Here is a 21085-nt window from a genome sequence, read left to right as displayed (position 1 = left end):
ATTCTGATCCGCACGCACTCGATGTGTCGAGTGTCACACGACGAAAGGCAGTCTCATCATGGATCACGATCAGCAGGTCAGTACTGATACCGAGCTTGTCACGGAGTCCCTCGTCGAAGAGGTGTCCATCGACGGCATGTGCGGGGTTTACTGACCGTGAGCACCGCCCCGGCCGCACCCGAAGTCACAACTTCCGGGTCTTTCGATCCGGACCGCGGGTGGCGTCTGCACCCGTCGGTCGCGGTGCGGCCGGAGCCATTCGGCGCGCTGCTGTACCACTTCGGTACCCGCAAACTGTCGTTCCTGAAGAACCGGACCATCCTCGAGATCATCCAGTCCTTGGATGACCACGACGATATTCGGTCCGCCTGTCGCGCAGCGGGTGTCGACGATGCCCAGCTGGCCCCCTATGTTCATGCGTTCGGTGTTCTCGCCGCGTCGCACATGTTGGTTCTGAAGGAGGACTCATGACGTCAACGATGCCGGTACCCCGGCTTGTCGATCAGTTCGAACATGGTCTCGACGCGCCCATCTGCCTGACCTGGGAGCTCACCTACGCGTGCAACCTGGCGTGTGTGCACTGCCTGTCATCCTCGGGTAAGCGCGATCCGCGCGAGCTGTCGACGCAGCAATGCAAGGACATCATCGACGAGCTGGAACGCATGCAGGTGTTCTACGTGAACATCGGCGGCGGGGAACCGACTGTGCGCCCGGACTTCTGGGAGCTGGTCGACTACGCCACCGCCCATCACGTCGGCGTGAAATTTTCCACCAACGGTGTCCGGATCAACGCCGAGGTCGCCGCCAAGCTCGCGGCCAGCGATTACGTCGATGTCCAGATTTCGCTCGACGGCGCCACCGCCGACGTCAACGACGCGGTCCGTGGCCCCGGTTCCTTCGCCATGGCGATCAAGGCGTTGGAGAACCTCGCCGACGCCGGTTTCAAGGACGCCAAGATCTCGGTGGTCGTCACGCGGCACAACGTCAGCCAGCTCGACGAGTTCAAAGCACTGGCAGACCGCTACGGTGCCACGTTGCGCATCACCCGCCTGCGGCCGTCGGGACGCGGCGCTGATGTCTGGGACGAGCTGCACCCCACCGCTGCCCAGCAGGTGCAGTTGTACGACTGGCTGGTTGCCCGCGGCGACGGGATCCTCACCGGCGATTCCTTCTTCCACCTGTCCGGGCTAGGTGAGCCGGGCGCGCTCGCCGGCCTCAACCTGTGTGGCGCGGGCCGGGTGGTCTGCTTGATCGACCCGGTCGGCGATGTGTACGCCTGCCCGTTCGCCATTCACGATCAATTCCTGGCCGGAAACATCCTCTCCGATAACGGTTTCCAAAACGTGTGGCAGAACTCCGAGCTGTTCCGCGAACTGCGCGAGCCGCAGTCGGCAGGGGCGTGCGGTAGCTGCGGGCACTATGACAGCTGCCGGGGCGGTTGTATGGCCGCCAAGTTCTTCACCGGGCTGCCGCTGGACGGGCCCGATCCCGAATGCGTTCAGGGGTACGGCGAGTCCGCACTGGCCGCCGAACGGGACAAGCCGAAGTCGTCGGTCGACCACTCCCGCACCGGTAAGCGCGCATCCGGTCCGGTTTCCCTCACCCTGTCCGTGCGCCCGCCCGCCCAACCGCCGGCGCGCGCCTGCAATGAAAGTCCGGTCTGACCATGGCACGCGATACCTGGTTCGAAACGGTCGCCATCGCCCAGCAACGGGCGAAGAAGCGGCTGCCCAAATCGGTCTACTCCTCGCTGATCTCCGCCAGCGAGAAGGGCATCACCGTCGGCGATAACGTCGCGTCCTTCAGCGAGCTGGGCTTTGCGCCGCACGTCGTGGGTGCACTCGAGAAGCGCGATATGGCGACAACCGTGATGGGCCAAGACATCTCGATGCCGGTGATCATCTCGCCGACCGGCGTCCAGGCGGTCGACCCCGACGGTGAGGTTGCCGTCGCCAGGGCGGCAGCTGCGCGCGGCACCGCGATGGGCCTGTCGTCGTTCGCCAGCAAGCCCGTCGAGGACGTGGTGGCCGCCAACGGCAAGGTCTTCTTCCAGATCTACTGGCTGGGTGGTCGTGAGGCGATCGCCGAGCGGGTGGCGCGGGCCAAGGAGGCCGGGGCCGTCGGGATGATCGCCACCACCGACTGGAGCTTCAGTCACGGCCGGGACTGGGGCAGCCCGTCGATCCCCGAGCAGATGGACCTCAAGACGATGCTGAAGATGTCGCCGGAGGTGATCACCAAGCCTCGGTGGCTGTGGAGCTTCGGGAAGAATTTCCAGCCACCTGACCTGCGGGTGCCGAACCAGGGCAAGCGCGGCGAACAGGGCCCGACGTTCTTCGACGCGTACGGGCAGTGGATGGGCACCCCGCCACCGACCTGGGAAGACATCGCCTGGCTCCGCGAGGAGTGGGGCGGGCCGTTCATGCTCAAAGGCATCGTGCGCGTCGACGACGCCAAACGCGCTGTCGATGCCGGGGTTTCGGCGATCTCGGTATCGAACCACGGTGGCAACAATCTGGACGGCACACCGGCGGCGATCCGTTGCCTGCCCGCGATCGCCGAAGCGGTCGGCGATCAGGTCGAGGTTTTGCTGGATGGGGGCATCCGGCGCGGCAGCGACGTGGTCAAGGCCGTTGCCCTCGGAGCCAGGGCGGTGATGATCGGCCGGGCCTATCTGTGGGGCCTGGCCGCCAACGGCCAGGCCGGTGTCGAGAACGTCCTCGACATTCTGCACGGCGGTATCGACTCGGCACTGCGCGGCCTCGGTCGGGCGTCGATCCACGATCTCAGTCCCGAGGACATCCTCATTCCTGATGGCTTCACGCGTGCCCTCGGTGTGCCCTCGCCCTCGGAGCCAGTCCGACAGGATCAGCTCAAGCTCTGAGGCGCGTCGCTGACGCATCGGTCCGGCGTCGGACAACGGTGGTACGGACGTGGCTGGCGGGACTGGCGTTACCCCCTAGCCCGGGCCAACCGGAGCAGGCCCCAAAGAAAATCATCCGGTGCGCCAACAATCGGGGCACACCAGGTGAATTGGGCCTACCATCGGCGGGTGGCTCTTCCTAGCGAGCTTGGAAACTCGACCTCGCGTGAGCTACATATGCAGCTACAAAGCCAAGGCACATCGCCGGTTGTGGTGATTCCGGTGGGGTCCACCGAACAGCACGGTCCTCACCTGCCGATGGACACCGATACCCGGATCGCATCAGCGGTCGCTCGCGCGGTGATCGCAGGGCTTGCGCAGCCGGACTCCACGAACTCTGGGGCCGGTTCAGAAGCCTCCTACCTACTCGCCCCTGCCATCGCCTACGGCGCCAGCGGTGAGCACGAGGCATTCCCCGGCACCATCTCGATCGGCGCCGAAGCGCTCGAGCACCTGTTGCTGGAGTTCGGCAGATCGGCCTCCAACTGGGCAGGCAGGCTCGTTTTCGTCAACGGGCACGGAGGTAACGTCGGCGCGCTGGCGGCCGCGGTGCGGCGCCTGCGGGCGGAGGGGCGCGACGCCGGCTGGTGCTCCTGTTCGGTACGCGGGGGAGATGCGCACGCAGGCCACACCGAAACGTCTGTATTGCTATATATTTCGCCTTCGGACGTCAGAATCGAAGCGTCGCGACCTGGCAACAGCGCTCCGCTCGCGGAGCTGATGCCGAGCATGCGCCGCGGGGGAGTCGCGGCAGTTAGTGAGGTGGGAGTGCTGGGGGATCCGACCACGGCGACCGCGGCCGACGGAGCGCGCCTGTTCGACGAGATGGTCCAGGGCGCTACCGCCCGGATCGGCCGGTGGCAGCCCCGTGCCGACGGAATGCTGATATGACCCAGCCGCGACTGCCCGACGGATTTGCTGTGCAGGTCGACCGCCGGGTCCGCGTGCTCGGTTCCGGGTCGGCCTTGCTTGGCGGCTCGCCGACTCGGTTGTTACGCCTGGCCCCGGCCGCGCAGACTTTGCTGACCGGGGGGCGCCTGGAAGTCCACGATGCGGTCACCGCCCAGCTGGCGCGCACCCTGCTCGATGCGACCGTGGCGCACCCGCGGCCGGCCGGCGGGCCCTCGCACCGCGACGTCACCGTCGTTATTCCCGTGCGGAACAACCTATCCGGGGTCATCCGCCTGGTATCAGTCCTACGCGGACTACGGGTCATCGTGGTTGACGACGGCTCAGTCACGCCCTTGGTGCCCGGTGACTTCGCCGACGCACACTGCGATCTCCAGCTGTTCCGCCACCCGGTGAGTCGAGGGCCTGCGGCCGCGCGCAACACCGGTTTCGAATCGTGCACCACCGACTTCGTTGCCTTTCTCGACTCCGATGTGGTGCCGCGCCGAGGCTGGCTCGAAGCGCTGCTGGGCCATTTTTGCGACCCCGCGGTGGCCCTGGTCGCCCCACGAATCGTCGGCCTGCCTCAGCACGAGAACGTGGTGGCACGCTATGAAGCGGTCCGCTCATCGCTGGATCTCGGGCAGCGGGAGGCCCCGGTGATTCCGTATGGTCGGGTGTCCTATGTGCCGAGCGCGGCGATGATCTGCCGGGCAACAGCACTGAAGGAGATGGGTGGTTTCGATGAGACCATGCGCTCCGGGGAGGATGTCGACCTGTGCTGGCGCCTGATCGAGGCGGGCGCGCGGCTGCGTTACGAACCCATCGCACTGGTGGCCCACGAACACCGAACAGAGCTGCGCGATTGGTTGTCGCGCAAGGCTTTCTACGGAACATCGGCCGCACCGCTGGCCACCCGGCACCCGGATAAGACGGCGCCACTGGTGATCTCCGGCGCGACGATGGTGGTCTGGGTGCTGATGGCGCTCGGATCCCGGTTGGGATATCTGGCTTCGATCGTCGCGGTGCTGGTGACCGGTCGCCGGGTCAACAACGCGCTGAACGTGCCAGAGGCTCAGCGCCGCGACGTCGCCTTCGTCGCCGCGCGCGGTATCGGCTCGGCGGCGCTGCAACTTGCGTCGGCGATCTGTCGGCATTACTGGCCGCTGGCCTTGGTGGCGGCCACCGTATCGCGGCGCTGCCGGCGGGTGGTGCTGATCGCCGCCGTCGTCGACGGGGTGGTCGACTGGCTGAGCCGACGCCGCAACGTCGAGGATGACACAAAGCCGATCGGCTTGACCGCGTATCTGGTGCTCAAACGCCTCGACGACCTGGCCTACGGTGCCGGGCTGTGGACGGGCGTAGTGCGGGAACGCAATGTCGGCCCGCTCAAACCCCAGATCCGAACCTGACCGAATTGGTATTCACGTCCCATAGTGATGTCCTGATCGTTGGTGCGGGTAGCGCCGGATCAGTGGTGGCCGAGCAGCTTTCGGCCGATCCAGCCGCTACGGTCAGGGTGATAGAGGCGGGGCTCGGGCCCGCCGACGCCGGGGTGGCCGCACTGACCGCGAACGGTCTGCAGCTACCCATCGGAGCTGCCAGCCCGTTGGTGGCGCGGTTTGAGGCCATCATCACCGACTCGCCGCAACGGGTGGTGCCGATCGTCCGGGGAGCGACCGTCGGCGGGTCGGGGGCGGTCAACGGTGGGTACTTCTGCCGGGGCGTGCCGCAGGACTACCACGACTGGGCAGTACCGGGCTGGGCGTGGTCTGACGTGCTGCCGCATTTCCGGGCAATCGAGACCGATCTGGATTACACCGGCCCCTATCACGGCGATGCCGGCCCCATCCGTATCCGACGCACTCACGAACTCGTAGGCAGCACAGCTTCTTTCGCCGAGGCGGCGGAGTCCGCCGGTTACCGGTGGCTCCCCGATCTCAATGGTGAACCGGCCGGCCATGGGCTGCCGACCGGGATCGGTGCGGTACCGCTGAACATCGTCGACGGAGTCCGGCGAGGACCGGGAGCGGCGTTCCTGCAGCCCGCACTCGGCCGGCCGAATCTCGACGTGCGCAGCCGCACCAGAGCCCGGCGGATCCAGATCGTCGACGGTAGGGCCAGCGGGGTCGACGTCGTCGGTCCGGAAGGGCCGTACACACTCACCGCCGACCGGATAGTGCTGTCCGCCGGAGCCATCGGTTCGGCCCACCTGTTGATGCTCTCGGGTGTGGGGCCGGAGTCGGCATTGCGGGCCGCCGGTGTTCCGGTGGTGCTCCCCGCCCCGGTGGGGTGGCTTTGCGCCGACCACCCCGAGTGGGTGCTACCGACCGACTGGGTGGTCGCACCCGGCCGGCCCGTTCTCGAGGTCGTGCTCAGTGTGGCGGATAACCTTGAGATCCGGCCGTACACAGGCGGTTTCGTCGGGATGGTCGGAGACGGGACGCCGGGCCACCCGGACTGGCCGCATATCGGCGTGGCCTTGATGAAGCCGTTGGCTCGGGGGCGGATCACACTGGTTTCCGCAGATCCGGCGATTGCGCCGCGGATCGAGCATCATTACGACAGCGAGCCGGCCGATATTGCGGCGCTGCAGGCGGGCGTCCAGCTGGCTCGCGAGTTAGCCGGTGCGACAACAAAAGTAGGCCCGCCTGCCTGGTCGACCTCGCAGCATCTGTGCGGATCCGCGCCGATGGGGTCAGCGGATGATCCACGCGCAGTGCTGGATCCGCAATGCCGGGTTCGCGGGGTGGACGGGCTGTGGGTGGTCGACGGTTCGATCATGCCGTCGATACCCAGTCGTGGTCCGCATGCGACGACGGCGATGCTCGGGCATCGCGCCGCCGAGTTCATCCGGCGGTGAGCGGGGCCAGCGCCTCGGCCAGCAGGGTGGCCGCCACCACGCCGTCGATCACCGGTACCCCGAGGCGTTGCCGCAGTGGCTCGGCGAATCGCGCCATCGCCGCGCAGCCCAACACGATGGAGCGGCTGCCGTCGGCCGCCAGCGCCTTCGCGCAGATCTCGCCGATGGGGTCGATCGTGGTCGGGTCGGAGTCGATTCGCAGGACCGGAATATCGGTGGCGTACACCCCGAGACAGGCGGCCGGGGTGTACGCCTTGGCGAGTTCCCAACCCCGTGCCACGGTCGCCGACATCGACGTGACGACTGAGAAGGTGCCCGCGACGAGCGCGGCGGCGTGCATCGCGGCCTGGGCGATGCCGATAACCGGCACGTCCACGAGCTCGCGGGCCTGCTCCAAGCCCGGATCGCCGAAACAGGCCACCACGTAGGCGTCCGGCCGGTGGGCGCTGGGCCGACTGGCAGCCGCCTGCACCTGTGCCAATAGGCCTGGGATGCAACGGAGCTCGTCATCGTCGTTCTCGATACTGGCCGGCCCGTCGACCGGGTTGGTGGCCTCCACCAGTGTCGCGGGCCTGGCGACGGCCTCCGCGCTGGCGGCGATCGCGGCGGTCATCGACGCGGTGGTATTCGGATTGACGAGCAGTAATCGCACCGTGCCAGCGTAATGGCGGTCCCAGAGTTTTACCTGGTGAGCGCCGCGGATTCACATCACCAGGCAGGGTTGGATCGGTACTGTGGGCGGGCTGGACCTGGGACCGGACCATGGTCGGGTCGCATCCCATGAAGGTTATACTTTCCGAACTACCGGTCTTGTAGCAACGATGGCGGTCTTACCTGGCGGAGGAAAGGGTCACCGATGACCTGCGCGCATGGGATCGGCGAATGCCGCGAAATGGGAAGCGGATGAGTAGCGGTCGGGTCGACCCGCGGCCGGCGCGCTCACGTGCACGGTTACTTGATGCCGCAACGGCTCTGCTTCGCTCGGGCGGGCCCGCCGCGGTCACCGTCGATGCGGTGCTCCGTGGGGCCAACGTGGCGCGCGCGACGTTGTATCGCCATTTCCCCAGCGGAAATGACCTTTTGGCGGCGGCCTTCCAAAGTGTCATGCCACCGGCGCCGATGCCCCCGACGGAAGGCACACTGCGCGAGCGACTTACCCAGTTGTTAACGGATTGGTCAGACCTCATCGGCGAGACGCCGATGATGCTGTCCGCGATGTACTGGGTGGCTCTCGGCAGCGATCTTGAGCAACTACCGGAAGCGGAAAACGCGTCGGACAGTGATGCGGTGCAGACGCTTCGGGAACGTATCGCGCAGCAGTACGCGGCGCCTTTCGATGCCATCTTCGACAGCCCGAAGGTGGCCGACGAACTCGGCGACTACGATCGCGTCGCAGCGATTTGCCTGCTCCTCGGCCCGCTGGTGACGGTCAAGATGTCCACCCTGCCCGGGATCAACTACCAAGAGTGCATCCGGGCATCGGTCGAAGGTTTCATGCACGTCTACGGTAGGCGGCCCGGCGTCACCGCACCGAGTAGCGAATCGGCAGGTGCTTGAGTCCGCCCACGAACGTCGTTGCGGAAAGCTCTGGCGCCCCGGCCAATTCGATCGAGTCCAATCGCGGTATCAGCTCGGTGAACAGGCTGTTCATTTCCATCCGGGCCAGCGCGGCACCGAGGCAGAAGTGCACTCCGTACCCGAATGACAAGTGCTTGTTGGGATCTCGTGATACGTCGAAGCGGAACGGTTGGTCGAAGACCTCCTCGTCCCGGTTTCCCGAGACGTAGGCCAGGTACACCGATTCGCCTTCGGCGATCGACACCCCACGCACCTCGGTATCGGCGGTGGCCGTACGCATGAACTCCTTCACCGGCACCGACCACCGGATCATCTCCTCGACCGCAGTCGGCATCAACGCCGGATCATTGCGTAGCCGGGCCAGCTGATCAGGGTGCTCGATCAGCGCGCGCAGGCCCCCGGAAATTCCATCCTTGGTGGTGTCGTGGCCCGCGCTGGCGACAATGACGTAGTAGGAAGCGGTGTCCATATCCGACATCGGCTCGCCGTTGATCAGACCATTGGCGATGGCCGAGGCCAGGTCGTCGGTCGGCTGCGCGCGCCGCGATGCGGTGAGGCTGGCGAAGTAGGAGAAGAAGTCCATCAGGACCGCCAGCATGTCCTCGAGGGTACTACCGCGCTGGTGCTCGGCGTCGTCGCCACCGAACATCTCCTGGGTGAGTTGCAGCATCCGGGGGAAATCCTCTTCGGGCAGGCCGAGGAGCGACAGGATGACGTAGAGCGGGTAGTTGACCGCGATATCGGTGACGAAATCGCATTCCGGCCCGATCTCACGCATCCGGTCGACATAGCGCTTGGCTAGTTCGTCGACACGGATCTTCAAGGCGCGCATGGCCTTTGGTCGGAACCAGTCGGCGCCGATCTTGCGCACGTCGCGGTGGTGGGGATCGTCCATATGGATCAGGGTGCGCAGACCGATACCCGCCTCCTGCTGGGCTTGGAGCAGGTCCTCGGCGTCGGCGGGCATCAGCAACGGTCGTGGACCGCTGACGAACAGGTTGTTATCTCGTTCGATCGCCATGATGTCGGCGTGTTTGGTGATGGCCCAGAAGGGCCGGTACGGCGGATTGTCCACCCAGGCGACCGGCTCATTCGCGCGTAGGTGTGTCAACGCGCTGTGCAGTCGCGGCTCGTCGCTGTACGCCAACGGATCGGCAAGCACCTGTCCCTCTTGGCTGGCTCGGTGCTCCTGGGTCGGCGTACTCATGTGTCGTCTCCTCAACGTCTGCATGTCGATAATTGACGGCTGTCAACTTCAGTGTCATGTAGTGACGCCGGTTACGCCACCACTTTGCCCGATGAGTGGCTCGTCTACCCTTCTAGGCGTGCCGAATGGATCGTCTCGTCGATGCCTAAAGGCTCTTGCGGCGATGTTTCTGGCGATGTTTCTGGCGGTGGTGCTGGTGGCCGGATGTGGCCACGGCAGCGGGCCGTCGCCGGCCGGTACCAGCGACCAATCCCACGCAGCCACTCCCGACCCCGGCCTCGCCGCGGGTGTGGTCCGGACGAAAACGGGTGTGGTCCGCGGCCTGGTCGGCTCGAATTACCAGTTGTTCCAAGGTGTCCCGTACGCCGCCGCCCCGGTCGGTCCGCTGCGGTGGCAACCGCCGCAGCCTGCCCCGCCGTGGCCGGGTATGCGTGATGCCAGTAAGCCGGGGTTGCGGTGTATCCAGGACACGTCGCAGGATCCTGATTTCGGCAGGCTGACCGGTGAGGACTGTCTGTCCCTGAACGTGTGGTCGCCCGCAGGTGCGGCGGGCAAACCCGTGATGGTCTGGATCCATGGCGGGGCATTCATCAACGGCAGCAGCGACCTCTACGACGCCCGTGCCCTGGCCACCAAGGGCGATATCGTCGTCGTCACCGTCAACTACCGGCTCGGTGCACTCGGATTCCTGGCTCACCCTGCCCTCGGTGAACAGGGCGAAGTCGGCAACTACGGGCTGCAGGATCAGCAAGCCGCACTGCGGTGGGTCCATGACAACATCGCCGGTTTCGGCGGCGACCCGGCCAAAGTGACCATCGCCGGGGAATCCGCGGGCGGGATGTCGGTCTGCGACCACTTGGTGGCGCCGGAATCCGCAGGGCTGTTCCGCGCCGCGATCATCCAGAGTGGGCCGTGCCAGGCGCAGGCTCCGGTGGCCAGCGCAGAACAGAGCAGCCTGCGGTACGCCCGGTCGGTGGGTTGCCCCGATGCGGCGACCGCGGCCACCTGCCTTCGGGCGCTGCCGCCGTCGGCTCTGGAGAAGCCGCCGTGGTACTTCCATATCGGCGCCGATGCGTTGACCGGGCCCGTCACGGGCACACCGACGCTGCCGGTCGATCCGGTTGCGGCCTTCGCTTCCGGCAATGCCGCGCGTGTGCCGGTGCTGATCGGCACCAACCATGATGAATTCACGCTCTTCACGGCCATTCAGTATCTGCGCCAGGGCCGATTGCCTTCCGCGGCCGACTATCCGAAGGAGCTGGCGGACACGTTCGGTGCCGACGGAGCGGCGGTCGCCGAGCGCTATCCGCTGTCGCGGTATGGCGGCAATGTGTCGCAGGCGTATTCGGCTGCGGTGACCGATGGGGTGTTCGCCTGTCTGGCCGACCGGATGGCCGGCGCGCTGGCCGGCGAGGCGCCGGTCTATGCCTACGAATTCAACGATCCCGACGCCCCGGCCCCGGAAACGCTGCGCCAGGTGCCTTTCAAGGTCGGCGCGAGTCACTCGCTGGAACTGCGTTACCTCTTCGATGTCGGTGGCGCCCCACCGCTGGACGGTGCGCAGCAGCAGCTATCGGAGCAGATGATCTCCTACTGGGGCCAGTTCGTGAGCACGGGAGTGCCGGGGTTGGCAGGTGCCCCCGTCTGGCCGCAGGTCGATGATCACGCCCCAGCGCGGCAGACGATGTCCTTCGAACCCACCGGCAGCCGGCTGATCACCACCTTCGGCGAAGATCATCAGTGCGGGTTCTGGGCGGGACTGGGCGAATTGCGCGGCGCGCGGTGAGTACTTTCGACGTGTTGATCCAGAGCTCACCGCGATCGCCACTCGAACTTCTTCGCAGTGGCTTCTATCTCAATCCCGGGGTGCGCGCGATCACCTGATCAGGGATTTGGAGGACGCCCGGATCTGAGGCATACTGTTCGGGTTGCCTTGAGCCGGGTTCGCTCGCCAGGGCTACGACCGGCGCCCTCACGGGCGCGTCCGGTCCCACCTTAGATCGATCTGAATTTTCAGAGCGGGCGAGGCTGCGTTAGGGCGACACACCCGACCGCGGGGGCCGGTGAACTTCAGACAGGTAAACAGCGGCGGCGTACGAGCGCAATTAGCGCTGTGACAGGCCAGGCCCGAAAGGGCCCAGTAGTAGTGAGGTAGGACACGCGTGGCGGGACAAAAGATCCGCATCAGGCTCAAGGCCTACGACCACGAGGCGATTGACGCCTCGGCGCGCAAGATCGTCGAGACGGTCACCCGTACGGGCGCCAGTGTGGTTGGCCCGGTGCCGCTGCCGACGGAGAAGAACATCTACTGCGTCATCCGGTCCCCGCATAAGTACAAGGACTCGCGGGAGCACTTCGAGATGCGCACCCATAAGCGACTCATCGACATCCTCGACCCGACGCCGAAGACCGTTGACGCCTTGATGCGCATCGATCTGCCGGCCAGCGTCGACGTCAACATTCAGTAGGAGACCCGAGAAAAATGGCTAGAAAAGGCATTTTGGGCACCAAGCTGGGCATGACGCAGGTGTTCGACGAGAACAACAAGGTTGTGCCCGTGACGGTCGTCAAGGCCGGACCCAACGTGGTGACCCGTATCCGTACCCAGGAGCTCGACGGCTACAGCGCCGTGCAGCTCGCGTACGGCGAGATCAGCCCGCGCAAGGTGAACAAGCCGGTCACCGGTCAGTACACCGCTGCAGGCGTCAACCCCCGCAGGCATCTCGCCGAGCTTCGTCTCGACGATGAAGCTGCCGCCGCCGATTACGAGGTCGGTCAGGAACTGACCGCCGAAATCTTCGCCGACGGCGCGTATGTCGATGTGACGGGTACGTCCAAGGGCAAGGGCTTCGCCGGCACCATGAAGCGGCACGGTTTCAAGGGCCAGGGCGCCAGCCACGGCGCGCAGGCTGTGCACCGTCGGCCCGGCTCGATCGGTGGCTGCGCCACCCCGGGTCGTGTCTTCAAGGGCACTCGCATGTCAGGCCGCATGGGCAGCGACAAGATCACCACGCAGAACCTGAAGGTGCACAAGGTCGACGCCGAGAACGGTGTGCTGTTGATCAAGGGTGCAATCCCGGGTCGTAACGGCGGACTGGTTATGGTGCGCAGCGCGATCAAACGAGGTGAGAAGTAATGGCTCTGAAGATTGACGTTCAGACCCCGGCGGGCAAGAAGGACGGCAGCGTCGAGTTGCCGGCCGAGCTGTTCGACGTCGAGGCGAATATTGCGCTGATGCACCAGGTGGTCATCGCGCAGTTGGCCGCCAAGCGTCAGGGCACGCACTCCACCAAGACCCGCGGTGAGGTCTCCGGCGGCGGCAAGAAGCCGTACCGCCAGAAGGGCACCGGTCGCGCCCGTCAGGGCTCGACCCGCTCGCCGCAGTTCGCCGGTGGCGGTGTGTCGCACGGCCCGAAGCCGCGTGACTACAGCCAGCGCACCCCCAAGAAGATGATCGCCGCCGCACTGCGTGGCGCACTTTCTGATCGGGCGCGCAACGACCGCATCCACGCGATCACCGAACTGATCGAGGGACAGACCCCGTCGACCAAGAGCGCGAAGGCGTTCCTGGCCGCCATCACCGAGCGCCGCAAGGTTCTCGTCGTGATCGGCCGCAGCGACGAGGTCGGCGCCAAGAGCGTGCGCAACCTGCCCGGTGTGCATGTCATCTCGCCGGATCAGCTCAACACCTACGACGTGCTCGACGCCGACGATGTGGTGTTCAGCGTCGAGGCGCTGGACGCGTACATCAGCTCTAATTCAAAGCAGGAGGCTTCAGTCTGATGGCAACCATCACTGATCCCCGCGACATCATCCTGGCCCCGGTCATCTCGGAGAAGTCGTACGGGCTGATCGAGGACAACGTCTACACGTTCGTGGTGCACCCCGATTCGAACAAGACCCAGATCAAGATCGCGATCGAGAAGATCTTCAAGGTCAAGGTTGATTCGGTGAACACGTTGAACCGGCAGGGCAAGCGCAAGCGCACCCGGGTGGGATACGGAACCCGCAAGAGCACCAAGCGTGCCCTTGTCACCCTGGCTCCCGGCAGCAAGCCGATCGACCTGTTCGGAGCACCGGCCTAACCGGCCGGCGGAAGCACAGAGGACTTAAACAGACATGGCAATTCGCAAGTACAAGCCGACGACCCCGGGTCGCCGCGGCTCCAGCGTCTCCGATTTCGCTGAGATCACGCGTTCGACACCGGAGAAGTCGCTGATCCGCCCGCTGCACAGCACGGGTGGCCGCAACGCGCACGGTCGTATCACGACGCGTCACAAGGGTGGCGGCCACAAGCGCGCCTACCGGGTGATCGATTTCCGTCGCCACGACAAGGACGGCATCAACGCCAAGGTCGCGGAGATCGAATACGACCCCAACCGCACCGCGAACATTGCGCTGCTTCATTACCTCGATGGCGAGAAGCGTTACATCATCGCGCCGCAGGGACTGAAGCAGGGCGACACGATCGAGCAGGGCCCCAACGCCGATATCAAGCCGGGTAACAACCTGCCGATGCGCAACATCCCGTCGGGCACCGTGATCCATGCGGTGGAGCTGCGTCCGGGCGGCGGTGCCAAGCTGGCTCGCTCGGCCGGGGTCAGCATCCAGTTGCTCGGCAAGGAAGGCAGCTACGCCTCGCTGCGCATGCCCAGTGGTGAAATTCGCCGCGTCGACGTGCGCTGCCGCGCCACCGTCGGCGAGGTCGGCAACGCCGAGCAGTCGAATATCAACTGGGGCAAGGCCGGCCGCATGCGGTGGAAGGGCAAGCGCCCGACCGTCCGTGGTGTCGTGATGAACCCGGTCGACCACCCGCACGGCGGTGGTGAGGGTAAGACCTCCGGTGGTCGCCACCCGGTCAGCCCGTGGGGTAAGCCGGAAGGCCGCACCCGCAAGCCCAACAAGCCGAGCGACAAGCTCATCGTCCGACGCCGGCGCACCGGCAAGAATAAGCGCTAGGAGTAGCCAGCGATGCCACGCAGCCTGAAGAAGGGCCCGTTCGTCGACGACCATCTGCTCAAGAAGGTCGACGTTCAGAACGAGAAGAACAGCAAGCAGGTCATCAAGACCTGGTCCCGTCGGTCGACCATCATCCCCGACTTCATCGGACACACCTTCGCCGTCCACGACGGTCGTAAGCACGTGCCGGTGTTCGTCTCGGAGTCGATGGTCGGGCACAAGCTCGGCGAGTTCGCCCCGACGCGGACCTTCAAGGGTCATATCAAGGACGACCGGAAAGCGAAGCGGCGGTAATGAGTACACCTGTTATCGAGTATCCGTCTGCGACGGCGGTGGCACGGTTCGTGCACATGTCGCCGACCAAGGCGCGCCGCGTGATCGACCTGGTCCGTGGCAAGTCTGTGGCCGAGGCGCTGGACATCCTGCGCTGGGCGCCGCAGGAAGCCAGCGAGCCGGTTGCCAAGGTCATCGCGAGCGCTGCCGCCAACGCGCAGAACAACGAAGGTCTGGATCCGGCGACTCTCGTGGTCGCCACCATCCACGCCGACGGTGGCCCGACCGCCAAGCGCATCCGGCCGCGCGCACAGGGTCGCGCCTTCCGGATCCGCAAGCGCACCAGCCACATCACGGTGATCGTTGAGAGCCGGCCCGACAAAAAGGGTGGGCGGAAGGTCTCGACTTCGGTCAGCGCAACGCGTTCGCGTCGCGCGCAGGCCAGCAAGGCCGCCACCTCCAAGAAGGCACCCGCCAAGACTGCTGAGGCTTCTAGCGAAGCGAAGGGAGGCTCGCAGTAGTGGGCCAGAAGATCAACCCCCACGGCTTCCGACTCGGTATCACCACCGACTGGAAGTCCCGGTGGTACGCCGACAAGCAGTACGCGGATTACGTCAAGGAAGACGTCGCGATCCGTCGCCTGCTGGCCACTGGCCTCGAGCGCGCCGGTATCGCCGATGTGGAGATCGAGCGCACCCGTGACCGGGTCCGCGTTGACATCCACACCGCGCGTCCCGGCATCGTCATCGGCCGTCGCGGCACCGAGGCCGATCGCATCCGTGCCGACCTGGAGAAGCTGACCAAGAAGCAGGTTCAGCTCAACATCCTCGAGGTCAAGAACCCTGAGTCGGTGGCTCAGCTGGTGGCCCAGGGTGTCGCGGAGCAGCTGAGCAACCGCGTGGCGTTCCGCCGCGCGATGCGCAAGGCCATCCAGTCGGCAATGCGCCAGCCCAACGTCAAGGGCATCCGGGTGCAGTGCTCCGGTCGCCTCGGCGGTGCGGAGATGAGCCGCTCGGAGTTCTACCGCGAAGGTCGCGTCCCGCTGCACACGCTGCGCGCGGATATCGACTACGGCCTCTATGAGGCAAAGACCACCTTCGGCCGGATCGGCGTGAAGGTCTGGATCTACAAGGGCGACATCGTCGGTGGTAAGCGTGAGCTGACCGCGGCGGCACCCGCAGGCGCTGATCGGCCGCGCCGTGAGCGTCCGACGGGCGCCACCCGGCCGCGCCGCAGCGGTGCCTCTGGCACCACCGCGACGAGCACCGACGCAGGTCGCGCGGCGACTGAAAACCCGGCAGAGGCACCGGTGGCCACTGAGGCACCGGCCGCCACTGAGGCTGCAGCCGTCGAGGCTACTGCTGCTCCCGAAGCAGCTGAAAACACGGAGAGCTAGATATGTTGATTCCCCGTAAGGTCGCGCACCGCAAGCAGCACCACCCTCGCCAGCGCGGGATCGCCAGTGGTGGCACCTCGGTGAGCTTCGGTGACTACGGTATCCAGGCTCTGGAGCACACCTACCTCACCAACCGGCAGATCGAGGCCGCTCGTATCGCCATCAACCGCCACATCAAGCGTGGTGGCAAGGTGTGGATCAACGTGTTCCCCGACCGTCCCCTGACCAAGAAGCCTGCCGAGACCCGCATGGGTTCCGGTAAGGGTTCGCCGGAATGGTGGATCGCCAACGTGAAGCCCGGACGCGTGTTGTTCGAGCTGAGCTACCCCGATGAAAAAGTTGCACGGGAAGCATTGACCCGTGCCATCCACAAGCTGCCGATCAAGGCACGCATCATTACCCGAGAGGAGCAGTTCTGATGGCAGTGGGAACCCCCGCTGGCGAACTGCGCGAGCTCACCGACGAAGAGTTGGCCGACCGCGTCCGCGAGTCCAAGGAAGAGCTGTTCAACCTTCGCTTCCAGATGGCTACCGGCCAGCTCGACAACAACCGTCGGCTTCGTACGGTGCGACATGAAATTGCGCGCGTCTACACGGTGCTGCGCGAACGTGAACTGGGTCTGGCTTCCGGACCCGTTGGTGAGGATTCGTAATGGCAGACCAGAAGACAGAAGCGGGCCAGAAGCACACGCCCGCCACAGAAGAGGTCCGTGGCCGTCGCAAGACCGCCATCGGCTACGTGGTGAGCGACAAGATGCAGAAGACCATCGTCGTCGAGCTCGAGGCGCGTCACCGGCATCCGCTGTACGGCAAGATCATTCGCACCACGACCAAGGTCAAGGCGCATGACGAGAACGGTACCGCCGGTATCGGCGACCGGGTGTCTCTGATGGAGACCCGCCCGCTCTCGGCGACCAAGCGCTGGCGCCTGGTCGAGGTCCTCGAGCGCGCGAAGTAACACCGCCAGGACGTCAGATCCGCAACGACTCCCGACACACGTACGGCGTGTCGGGAGTTTTTGCGCGTGTACGGAATATCGCGGCACCCCTGCGGCGGTTGGCAAATACTGTCGGTAATGCTCTGAGCTTGTAGTCTTCGGCTACGCCCGCCCGGGTGTGCTCAGGTGCGGGACGTCGTGACGCCTGTTCCCGTCGAATCACCATCCGCCAGTGGCTTTTTCCGGGCGGCGCTTCGCGATCGTAGCGGCCGCCGATCCGGGGCCGGTATCAGGGCGACACCACTGTGCCGTTGCTGCCAAAAGAATCGCAAACATTTGCTCGGCGGCTGAATTGTCGGGTGTCGGGCATGCCTGTTTTTCGAACGAGCGCTAATGCGGGCGAGGCGGAATGGCGCTGGCATTTGCGAGAAACCCGCACTTAGGGCCGTTTTAGGCGGAGTGGCAAAGGCCCCAAAGGGTTTCCTATCTTTACCTGCGCCCGTATATGCGTGTTTCACGCAATTTTGGCAATGTGTTTGCGGGAGTAGAGAATCCCCACCACTATTCGGCCGTGATAGCTGGTAAAAGGGTCGTTCGCACGATGGTGGCGATGTGTGCGACCGCGGTTGCTGTAGGTATCAGTTCGCCGGCGGCGTGGTCGGCTCCGGGAGATGGTGGCCTCGTTGCCGACGCGCCCCGGCTGAGTCTGCAACAGGTGGGCACCGATCCGGTATTGGCCTTTTATGGCACCGAGGGCGTCACCTCGATCACCGTCCCCGTGCCGCTCGGTCTGGTGCCGGGTGACCTGAGTGCAGTTGTCGAACTCCCGGTGAATCTGGGTAGCGGGACTCTGACTGTCACGCAGGACAACCGGACGCTCTCGCGGGTGGTTTTGCCCGACGTGGACCGGGTGCCGATCACCATTCCGCTCGACGGCGTGGCTGTCGTGGACAACGCAGTCACCCTGACGTTGCGCAGCTATCTGTCGCCGCTACCGGGCTACTGCCTCGACCCGACCAATCCGCTTCGCCTCGTGGATGCCGTCATCGGATATCTCGGCGTCGAAAGCGCGCCGCAGACGATCGCCGACTTCCTGCCGCCGGTCCTGCAACAGCTCAATCTCTTCGTATCGCCGGTGCCGACGCGCGCCGAGTCCGATGCGGCCATCCGGCTGTCGACCGCGGTGGTCGCGCACTACGGCAAGCAGAATCCTGCGGTGACGATATCGCCTCTGCCGCAGGGCGAAGTCGCGCCGCTGGATCCGTCACTGCCGATGCAGCGCAATATCGTCATCCGGGAATCTCCCGACATCGGTGTGGCGTTGGTCGGCGATATCGGTGTGCCCGCACTGTCGATCAGCGGCCCTGCCAGTGAACTGACGAATCAGAGCCGGCTGATGTCCAGCGGCATTGGCCGCCTCGCCCTGAGTTCGAAAGCCGTTGTCGGACCGCTTCGGTCGAGTCCGCAACTGGCGGCCGACAATACGACGATGCGCCAGCTCGGCCAGCCGGGCGTGAACGCGACAGCCCTGTCGCCGCAGGTGTCCATCGCGTTGGACCAGACCCGTCTCGGCCGACCGGCCCATGACATTCGGGTGCATCTTCAGGGTTCCCACACCCCGTTGCCGTCGGAGGTCGGCGGTCAGCTTGTCGTGGCCATCGGTGGCGAGGTCATCGACCGTTGGCCCGCCGACAACACCGGAACGATCAATCGTTGGGTGGACATCCCTGACCGTCTGTTGCAGCGCTATACGAATTTGGGTGTGGCCCTCAACATCAGCGGAAACACCGGTCGCTGCGGCGAGTTCCAGCCGATCACGCTGACCATTGACGGCGACAGCCCGATTCAGAGTTCGCTTTCGACGCCGCCGGTACCCGGTGGATTCCAGGCATTACCGCAGGCGTTCATGCCGCGCGTGCAAATCGGCATCGGTGACGGTTTCGACGACACCAGGCGCGCGGTCGACATCATGGTCGGCTTACAACGCCTGAGCGCATTGCCATTCGACACCGCCGTCACATCCGTCGATGAGGCCATCACCTCGGCCGGGCCCGCTGTCGTGGTGGCCGCGGCCGGTTGGACCGACACCGCGACCACCTTGCCCGTTGCCATGAACACCTCGGGCGAGATCACCGTCCAGAACGTCGACGGCAGCGGTGCCGAAGGCACGTTGACCCTTGATCCCGGATCGCCGTTCGGCTCGCTACAGACGATGTACGACGGTAAGCGGACGCTGTTGGTGGCCACCTCGAATAATGCTCCGGAAGAGGTCGATGCACTGCTGGGGTGGCTCGATTCGAATGTGCAGCGGTGGTCGGGCCTGACCGGGAATGCGCTGATTTCAGCACCGGGGCGTGAGCCCATGTTGCTCTCCACCGATGCGGCCGCCGCCGCGCCGGCCGAGGCAACCACAGATCGGACGACACTGTATCTGGGTATCGGCGCCGCAGTGGTGGCGGTGGTCGCCGTCGGAGCCGGTCTGATCCTGCTGCGTAACCGACGTTCCAAGGCCTGAGCATGACCGTGATCGCCCCCGCCGATACCGAGCCCCCGCCGTCCCGATCACTGGCAGATCGGTATTACGCGACCAGTCCGTTGTTCCGGGCGGGGCTGCGATGGGTGCTGATCGCTAGTTGCACCATTATGGCGTTCTACCCGAGCCTGGTGAGTTTGCTGCAGACCACCCACGCCGGTGGTATCGGCGGATACGTGTGGACGGTGCCGACGGCCGCGTTCCTGGCCGCCGTCGGTGTGGCTCGCCGCCATCGCAACGAGCTGCCGATTCACGACCGCCAGACGGACATCATCGTCGGACTCCTGGGCCTTATTCTGGCCTTGTTGGTCAAGGGCGTATTGCTGGCCCGGTTCGATCTGTACTTCCATCTGCTGCACCTCGATCTGGTGGCACTGTGGCTGTTCGTCCTCAGCAGCAGCATCGTGCTGTTCGGCTTGCGCCCGGTGACGCGATTCGCGTCGATCTGGGGCTTGTTGACGATGATGTTTCCGCTGCCCTATTACCTGATGGTGATCGTGCTCGGCGGTGGCAACTTCGCCGCAGGCGCGGCAACCCTGGTGATCGCCGGTACTGCCACCGGCATCGCGGTGGGCCGGACCACGGAGCGGGGTTTGATCGGGGCGGCCGCGGCCTATGGAGTCGGGTTGACCGTGCTGGTGATCATGGATGTCTTCTTTCCCGATTCGCCGCTGATTGCCTTTCAACAGATTCCGGCATACACCGCCATCGTTTCGGTGGGCCTGGTGATGTATCTACGGGCGCGCCGCGGTGTACCAAAGCGGATCCTGGATCGCCAAGTGGAACCCCTTGCCGCCAAACAGGTCTGGTCTGCGATCCCATTGGTCATCGCGGTGGCGATCGTGCTGGCCCTGGTCGGTCTTCCCACGTCGGCGTTCTCCACCGTCGTTGTTCAGCCTGCACCCGGGGAGCTGACCTTCGGCCAGCCGCTGGTGGCACCACAAGGGTGGCAGACCACCGCGCGGACCAACTACCGGCAGGTAAGCCGGTTCTATGGTGCCGACGCGGTCCTGGTCCGCCAGGCGATGACGGCCGACGTCGGAGACCCACGTTTCGACAAATTCTCGCGGCCGCGCACGGTCATGGTGGACAACATCGTCAGCCAGCGGCCTTTCTCGTTCGACGTATATCCGGGCCGAATGATCTATGGCCTGACCGATTCCCGGTTCAGCGTCACCCGCACGGTCGACCTCGGCTACGGGTTGAAGGGCCAGCTACTTTCGGTGGTCGACGACAACCTGCTGATCACCTGGAACTCGTTGCGCTTCGCCTGGGGAAATGACCAGAAGGCGCAGCGCGTCTCCATCTTCGCCGTCGACAACCACGACCCCAATGCACCGTTCCCGACCCCGACGGGCACCCTGCCGTCGACCCTGCGCACGATGTTCACGCTGCTGTTCCGCGGTAACGCCGTCCTCGACGAGAAGACGCCGAGCTACAAAGACGCCGACCTGCTCACCGAGTTCGGCCGCAAGTTGGTGGCTGCGCAGTTCGGCGCGTCGGCGGGCAGACGGTGAGCACCGGTAGCG

Annotated in this window: 24 protein-coding genes; 22 read left to right on the top strand and 2 right to left on the bottom strand. The window is 65.3% G+C overall.

Annotated features, from left to right (window positions below; all coding sequences use genetic code 11):
* Positions 1–58: 58 nt before the first annotated feature.
* The 7 genes from mftA to mftG all read left to right on the top strand — a co-directional run bounded on the left by mftA (position 59) and on the right by mftG (position 6674).
* Positions 59–154 carry a mycofactocin precursor MftA gene (gene mftA / locus ADBZ9O_RS27675; RefSeq protein WP_526526403.1) on the top strand — a complete coding sequence of 32 codons (96 nt, stop codon included), beginning with the start codon at positions 59–61 and terminating at the stop codon, positions 152–154.
* Positions 139–471 carry a mycofactocin biosynthesis chaperone MftB gene (gene mftB / locus ADBZ9O_RS27670; RefSeq protein WP_526526402.1) on the top strand — a complete coding sequence of 111 codons (333 nt, stop codon included), beginning with the start codon at positions 139–141 and terminating at the stop codon, positions 469–471. The genes mftA and mftB overlap by 16 nt, the downstream gene beginning before the upstream one ends.
* Positions 468–1664, top strand: coding sequence for a mycofactocin radical SAM maturase (gene mftC, locus ADBZ9O_RS27665; RefSeq protein WP_526526400.1), 1197 nt, complete (start codon positions 468–470; stop codon positions 1662–1664). The genes mftB and mftC overlap by 4 nt, the downstream gene beginning before the upstream one ends.
* A gap of 2 nt (positions 1665–1666) precedes the next feature.
* Positions 1667–2884: a pre-mycofactocin synthase MftD gene (gene mftD, locus ADBZ9O_RS27660; protein WP_526526398.1), complete on the top strand. Its 1218-nt coding sequence runs from the start codon at positions 1667–1669 to the stop codon at positions 2882–2884.
* Positions 2885–3028: 144 nt separating this feature from the next.
* Entirely contained in the window at positions 3029–3814 is a 786-nt protein-coding gene (mftE, locus tag ADBZ9O_RS27655; protein ID WP_526526397.1) for a mycofactocin biosynthesis peptidyl-dipeptidase MftE, read from the top strand.
* Positions 3811–5223, top strand: coding sequence for a mycofactocin biosynthesis glycosyltransferase MftF (gene mftF / locus ADBZ9O_RS27650; RefSeq protein WP_526526395.1), 1413 nt, complete (start codon positions 3811–3813; stop codon positions 5221–5223). Before mftE ends, mftF begins: the two co-directional genes overlap by 4 nt.
* A 5-nt stretch (positions 5224–5228) precedes the next feature.
* On the top strand, positions 5229–6674 hold the full coding sequence (mftG, locus tag ADBZ9O_RS27645) for a mycofactocin dehydrogenase MftG (RefSeq protein ID WP_526526394.1): 1446 nt from the start codon (positions 5229–5231) through the stop codon (positions 6672–6674).
* Here the strand turns inward: mftG and ADBZ9O_RS27640 are convergent.
* Positions 6661–7326 (bottom strand): aspartate/glutamate racemase family protein, encoded by a 666-nt coding sequence (locus ADBZ9O_RS27640; RefSeq protein WP_526526392.1) that lies wholly within the window; start codon positions 7324–7326, stop codon positions 6661–6663. The two genes, mftG and ADBZ9O_RS27640, sit on opposite strands and share 14 nt — an antisense overlap.
* A gap of 251 nt (positions 7327–7577) precedes the next feature.
* Here ADBZ9O_RS27640 and ADBZ9O_RS27635 point away from each other — a divergent pair, with 251 nt between their 5' ends.
* Positions 7578–8231, top strand: coding sequence for a TetR/AcrR family transcriptional regulator (locus ADBZ9O_RS27635; protein WP_526526391.1), 654 nt, complete (start codon positions 7578–7580; stop codon positions 8229–8231).
* Here the strand turns inward: ADBZ9O_RS27635 and ADBZ9O_RS27630 are convergent.
* Entirely contained in the window at positions 8197–9459 is a 1263-nt protein-coding gene (locus ADBZ9O_RS27630; RefSeq protein WP_526526389.1) for a cytochrome P450, read from the bottom strand. The two genes, ADBZ9O_RS27635 and ADBZ9O_RS27630, sit on opposite strands and share 35 nt — an antisense overlap.
* A gap of 163 nt (positions 9460–9622) precedes the next feature.
* Between ADBZ9O_RS27630 and ADBZ9O_RS27625 the strand changes: the two genes are divergently transcribed.
* The 14 genes from ADBZ9O_RS27625 to ADBZ9O_RS27560 all read left to right on the top strand — a co-directional run bounded on the left by ADBZ9O_RS27625 (position 9623) and on the right by ADBZ9O_RS27560 (position 21073).
* Positions 9623–11245, top strand: a complete 1623-nt coding sequence (locus tag ADBZ9O_RS27625; protein ID WP_526526387.1) for a carboxylesterase/lipase family protein — start codon at positions 9623–9625, stop codon at positions 11243–11245.
* 376 nt (positions 11246–11621) lie between these two features.
* Positions 11622–11927 carry a 30S ribosomal protein S10 gene (rpsJ, locus tag ADBZ9O_RS27620; RefSeq protein WP_003925843.1) on the top strand — a complete coding sequence of 102 codons (306 nt, stop codon included), beginning with the start codon at positions 11622–11624 and terminating at the stop codon, positions 11925–11927.
* Positions 11928–11941: 14 nt separating this feature from the next.
* Complete coding sequence (gene rplC, locus ADBZ9O_RS27615; protein WP_526526386.1) at positions 11942–12595, top strand: 50S ribosomal protein L3; 654 nt, start codon at positions 11942–11944, stop codon at positions 12593–12595.
* Positions 12595–13242, top strand: a complete 648-nt coding sequence (gene rplD, locus ADBZ9O_RS27610) for a 50S ribosomal protein L4 (protein ID WP_526526384.1) — start codon at positions 12595–12597, stop codon at positions 13240–13242. The genes rplC and rplD overlap by 1 nt, the downstream gene beginning before the upstream one ends.
* Positions 13242–13544 carry a 50S ribosomal protein L23 gene (rplW, locus tag ADBZ9O_RS27605; RefSeq protein WP_526526382.1) on the top strand — a complete coding sequence of 101 codons (303 nt, stop codon included), beginning with the start codon at positions 13242–13244 and terminating at the stop codon, positions 13542–13544. Before rplD ends, rplW begins: the two co-directional genes overlap by 1 nt.
* A 34-nt stretch (positions 13545–13578) precedes the next feature.
* On the top strand, positions 13579–14418 hold the full coding sequence (gene rplB, locus ADBZ9O_RS27600; protein WP_526526380.1) for a 50S ribosomal protein L2: 840 nt from the start codon (positions 13579–13581) through the stop codon (positions 14416–14418).
* 12 nt (positions 14419–14430) lie between these two features.
* Positions 14431–14712, top strand: coding sequence for a 30S ribosomal protein S19 (gene rpsS, locus ADBZ9O_RS27595; RefSeq protein WP_264060403.1), 282 nt, complete (start codon positions 14431–14433; stop codon positions 14710–14712).
* Complete coding sequence (gene rplV, locus ADBZ9O_RS27590; RefSeq protein WP_526526379.1) at positions 14712–15212, top strand: 50S ribosomal protein L22; 501 nt, start codon at positions 14712–14714, stop codon at positions 15210–15212. The genes rpsS and rplV overlap by 1 nt, the downstream gene beginning before the upstream one ends.
* Positions 15212–16087 (top strand): 30S ribosomal protein S3, encoded by an 876-nt coding sequence (gene rpsC, locus ADBZ9O_RS27585; protein ID WP_526526377.1) that lies wholly within the window; start codon positions 15212–15214, stop codon positions 16085–16087. The genes rplV and rpsC overlap by 1 nt, the downstream gene beginning before the upstream one ends.
* Positions 16088–16089: 2 nt before the next feature.
* Complete coding sequence (gene rplP / locus ADBZ9O_RS27580; RefSeq protein WP_526526375.1) at positions 16090–16506, top strand: 50S ribosomal protein L16; 417 nt, start codon at positions 16090–16092, stop codon at positions 16504–16506.
* On the top strand, positions 16506–16739 hold the full coding sequence (gene rpmC, locus ADBZ9O_RS27575) for a 50S ribosomal protein L29 (RefSeq protein WP_526526374.1): 234 nt from the start codon (positions 16506–16508) through the stop codon (positions 16737–16739). Before rplP ends, rpmC begins: the two co-directional genes overlap by 1 nt.
* Positions 16739–17044: a 30S ribosomal protein S17 gene (rpsQ, locus tag ADBZ9O_RS27570; protein WP_526526373.1), complete on the top strand. Its 306-nt coding sequence runs from the start codon at positions 16739–16741 to the stop codon at positions 17042–17044. The genes rpmC and rpsQ overlap by 1 nt, the downstream gene beginning before the upstream one ends.
* A gap of 589 nt (positions 17045–17633) precedes the next feature.
* A complete protein-coding gene (locus ADBZ9O_RS27565; protein ID WP_526526371.1) occupies positions 17634–19538 on the top strand; it encodes a hypothetical protein in 1905 nt (634 codons plus the stop codon).
* A 2-nt stretch (positions 19539–19540) separates the two neighbouring features.
* Positions 19541–21073, top strand: coding sequence for a hypothetical protein (locus ADBZ9O_RS27560; RefSeq protein ID WP_526526369.1), 1533 nt, complete (start codon positions 19541–19543; stop codon positions 21071–21073).
* Positions 21074–21085 lie beyond the last annotated feature (12 nt).

Origin of the sequence: Mycobacterium sp. (assembly GCF_965229105.1) — a bacterium.
GTDB lineage: Bacteria > Actinomycetota > Actinomycetes > Mycobacteriales > Mycobacteriaceae > Mycobacterium.
Note: the sequence above shows the minus strand (reverse complement) of the source record. Positions and strands in the feature narration are given on the sequence as shown.

Excerpts from the sequence above, each read along its gene's own strand:
- rpmC (WP_526526374.1), top strand. The coding sequence starts at position 16,506 with ATGGCAGTGGGAACCCCCGCTGGCGAACTGCGCGAGCTCACCGACGAA.
- ADBZ9O_RS27560 (WP_526526369.1), top strand. The coding sequence starts at position 19,541 with ATGACCGTGATCGCCCCCGCCGATACCGAGCCCCCGCCGTCCCGATCA.
- rplB (WP_526526380.1), top strand. The coding sequence starts at position 13,579 with ATGGCAATTCGCAAGTACAAGCCGACGACCCCGGGTCGCCGCGGCTCC.
- rplV (WP_526526379.1), top strand. The coding sequence starts at position 14,712 with ATGAGTACACCTGTTATCGAGTATCCGTCTGCGACGGCGGTGGCACGG.
- rpsQ (WP_526526373.1), top strand. The coding sequence starts at position 16,739 with ATGGCAGACCAGAAGACAGAAGCGGGCCAGAAGCACACGCCCGCCACA.
- rplD (WP_526526384.1), top strand. The coding sequence starts at position 12,595 with ATGGCTCTGAAGATTGACGTTCAGACCCCGGCGGGCAAGAAGGACGGC.
- ADBZ9O_RS27625 (WP_526526387.1), top strand. The coding sequence starts at position 9,623 with ATGTTTCTGGCGATGTTTCTGGCGGTGGTGCTGGTGGCCGGATGTGGC.
- ADBZ9O_RS27630 (WP_526526389.1), bottom strand. The coding sequence starts at position 9,459 with ATGAGTACGCCGACCCAGGAGCACCGAGCCAGCCAAGAGGGACAGGTG.
- rpsS (WP_264060403.1), top strand. The coding sequence starts at position 14,431 with ATGCCACGCAGCCTGAAGAAGGGCCCGTTCGTCGACGACCATCTGCTC.
- rplC (WP_526526386.1), top strand. The coding sequence starts at position 11,942 with ATGGCTAGAAAAGGCATTTTGGGCACCAAGCTGGGCATGACGCAGGTG.
- mftF (WP_526526395.1), top strand. The coding sequence starts at position 3,811 with ATGACCCAGCCGCGACTGCCCGACGGATTTGCTGTGCAGGTCGACCGC.
- rplW (WP_526526382.1), top strand. The coding sequence starts at position 13,242 with ATGGCAACCATCACTGATCCCCGCGACATCATCCTGGCCCCGGTCATC.
- ADBZ9O_RS27565 (WP_526526371.1), top strand. The coding sequence starts at position 17,634 with ATGTGTGCGACCGCGGTTGCTGTAGGTATCAGTTCGCCGGCGGCGTGG.
- mftC (WP_526526400.1), top strand. The coding sequence starts at position 468 with ATGACGTCAACGATGCCGGTACCCCGGCTTGTCGATCAGTTCGAACAT.
- mftD (WP_526526398.1), top strand. The coding sequence starts at position 1,667 with ATGGCACGCGATACCTGGTTCGAAACGGTCGCCATCGCCCAGCAACGG.
- rplP (WP_526526375.1), top strand. The coding sequence starts at position 16,090 with ATGTTGATTCCCCGTAAGGTCGCGCACCGCAAGCAGCACCACCCTCGC.
- mftA (WP_526526403.1), top strand. The coding sequence starts at position 59 with ATGGATCACGATCAGCAGGTCAGTACTGATACCGAGCTTGTCACGGAG.
- ADBZ9O_RS27635 (WP_526526391.1), top strand. The coding sequence starts at position 7,578 with ATGAGTAGCGGTCGGGTCGACCCGCGGCCGGCGCGCTCACGTGCACGG.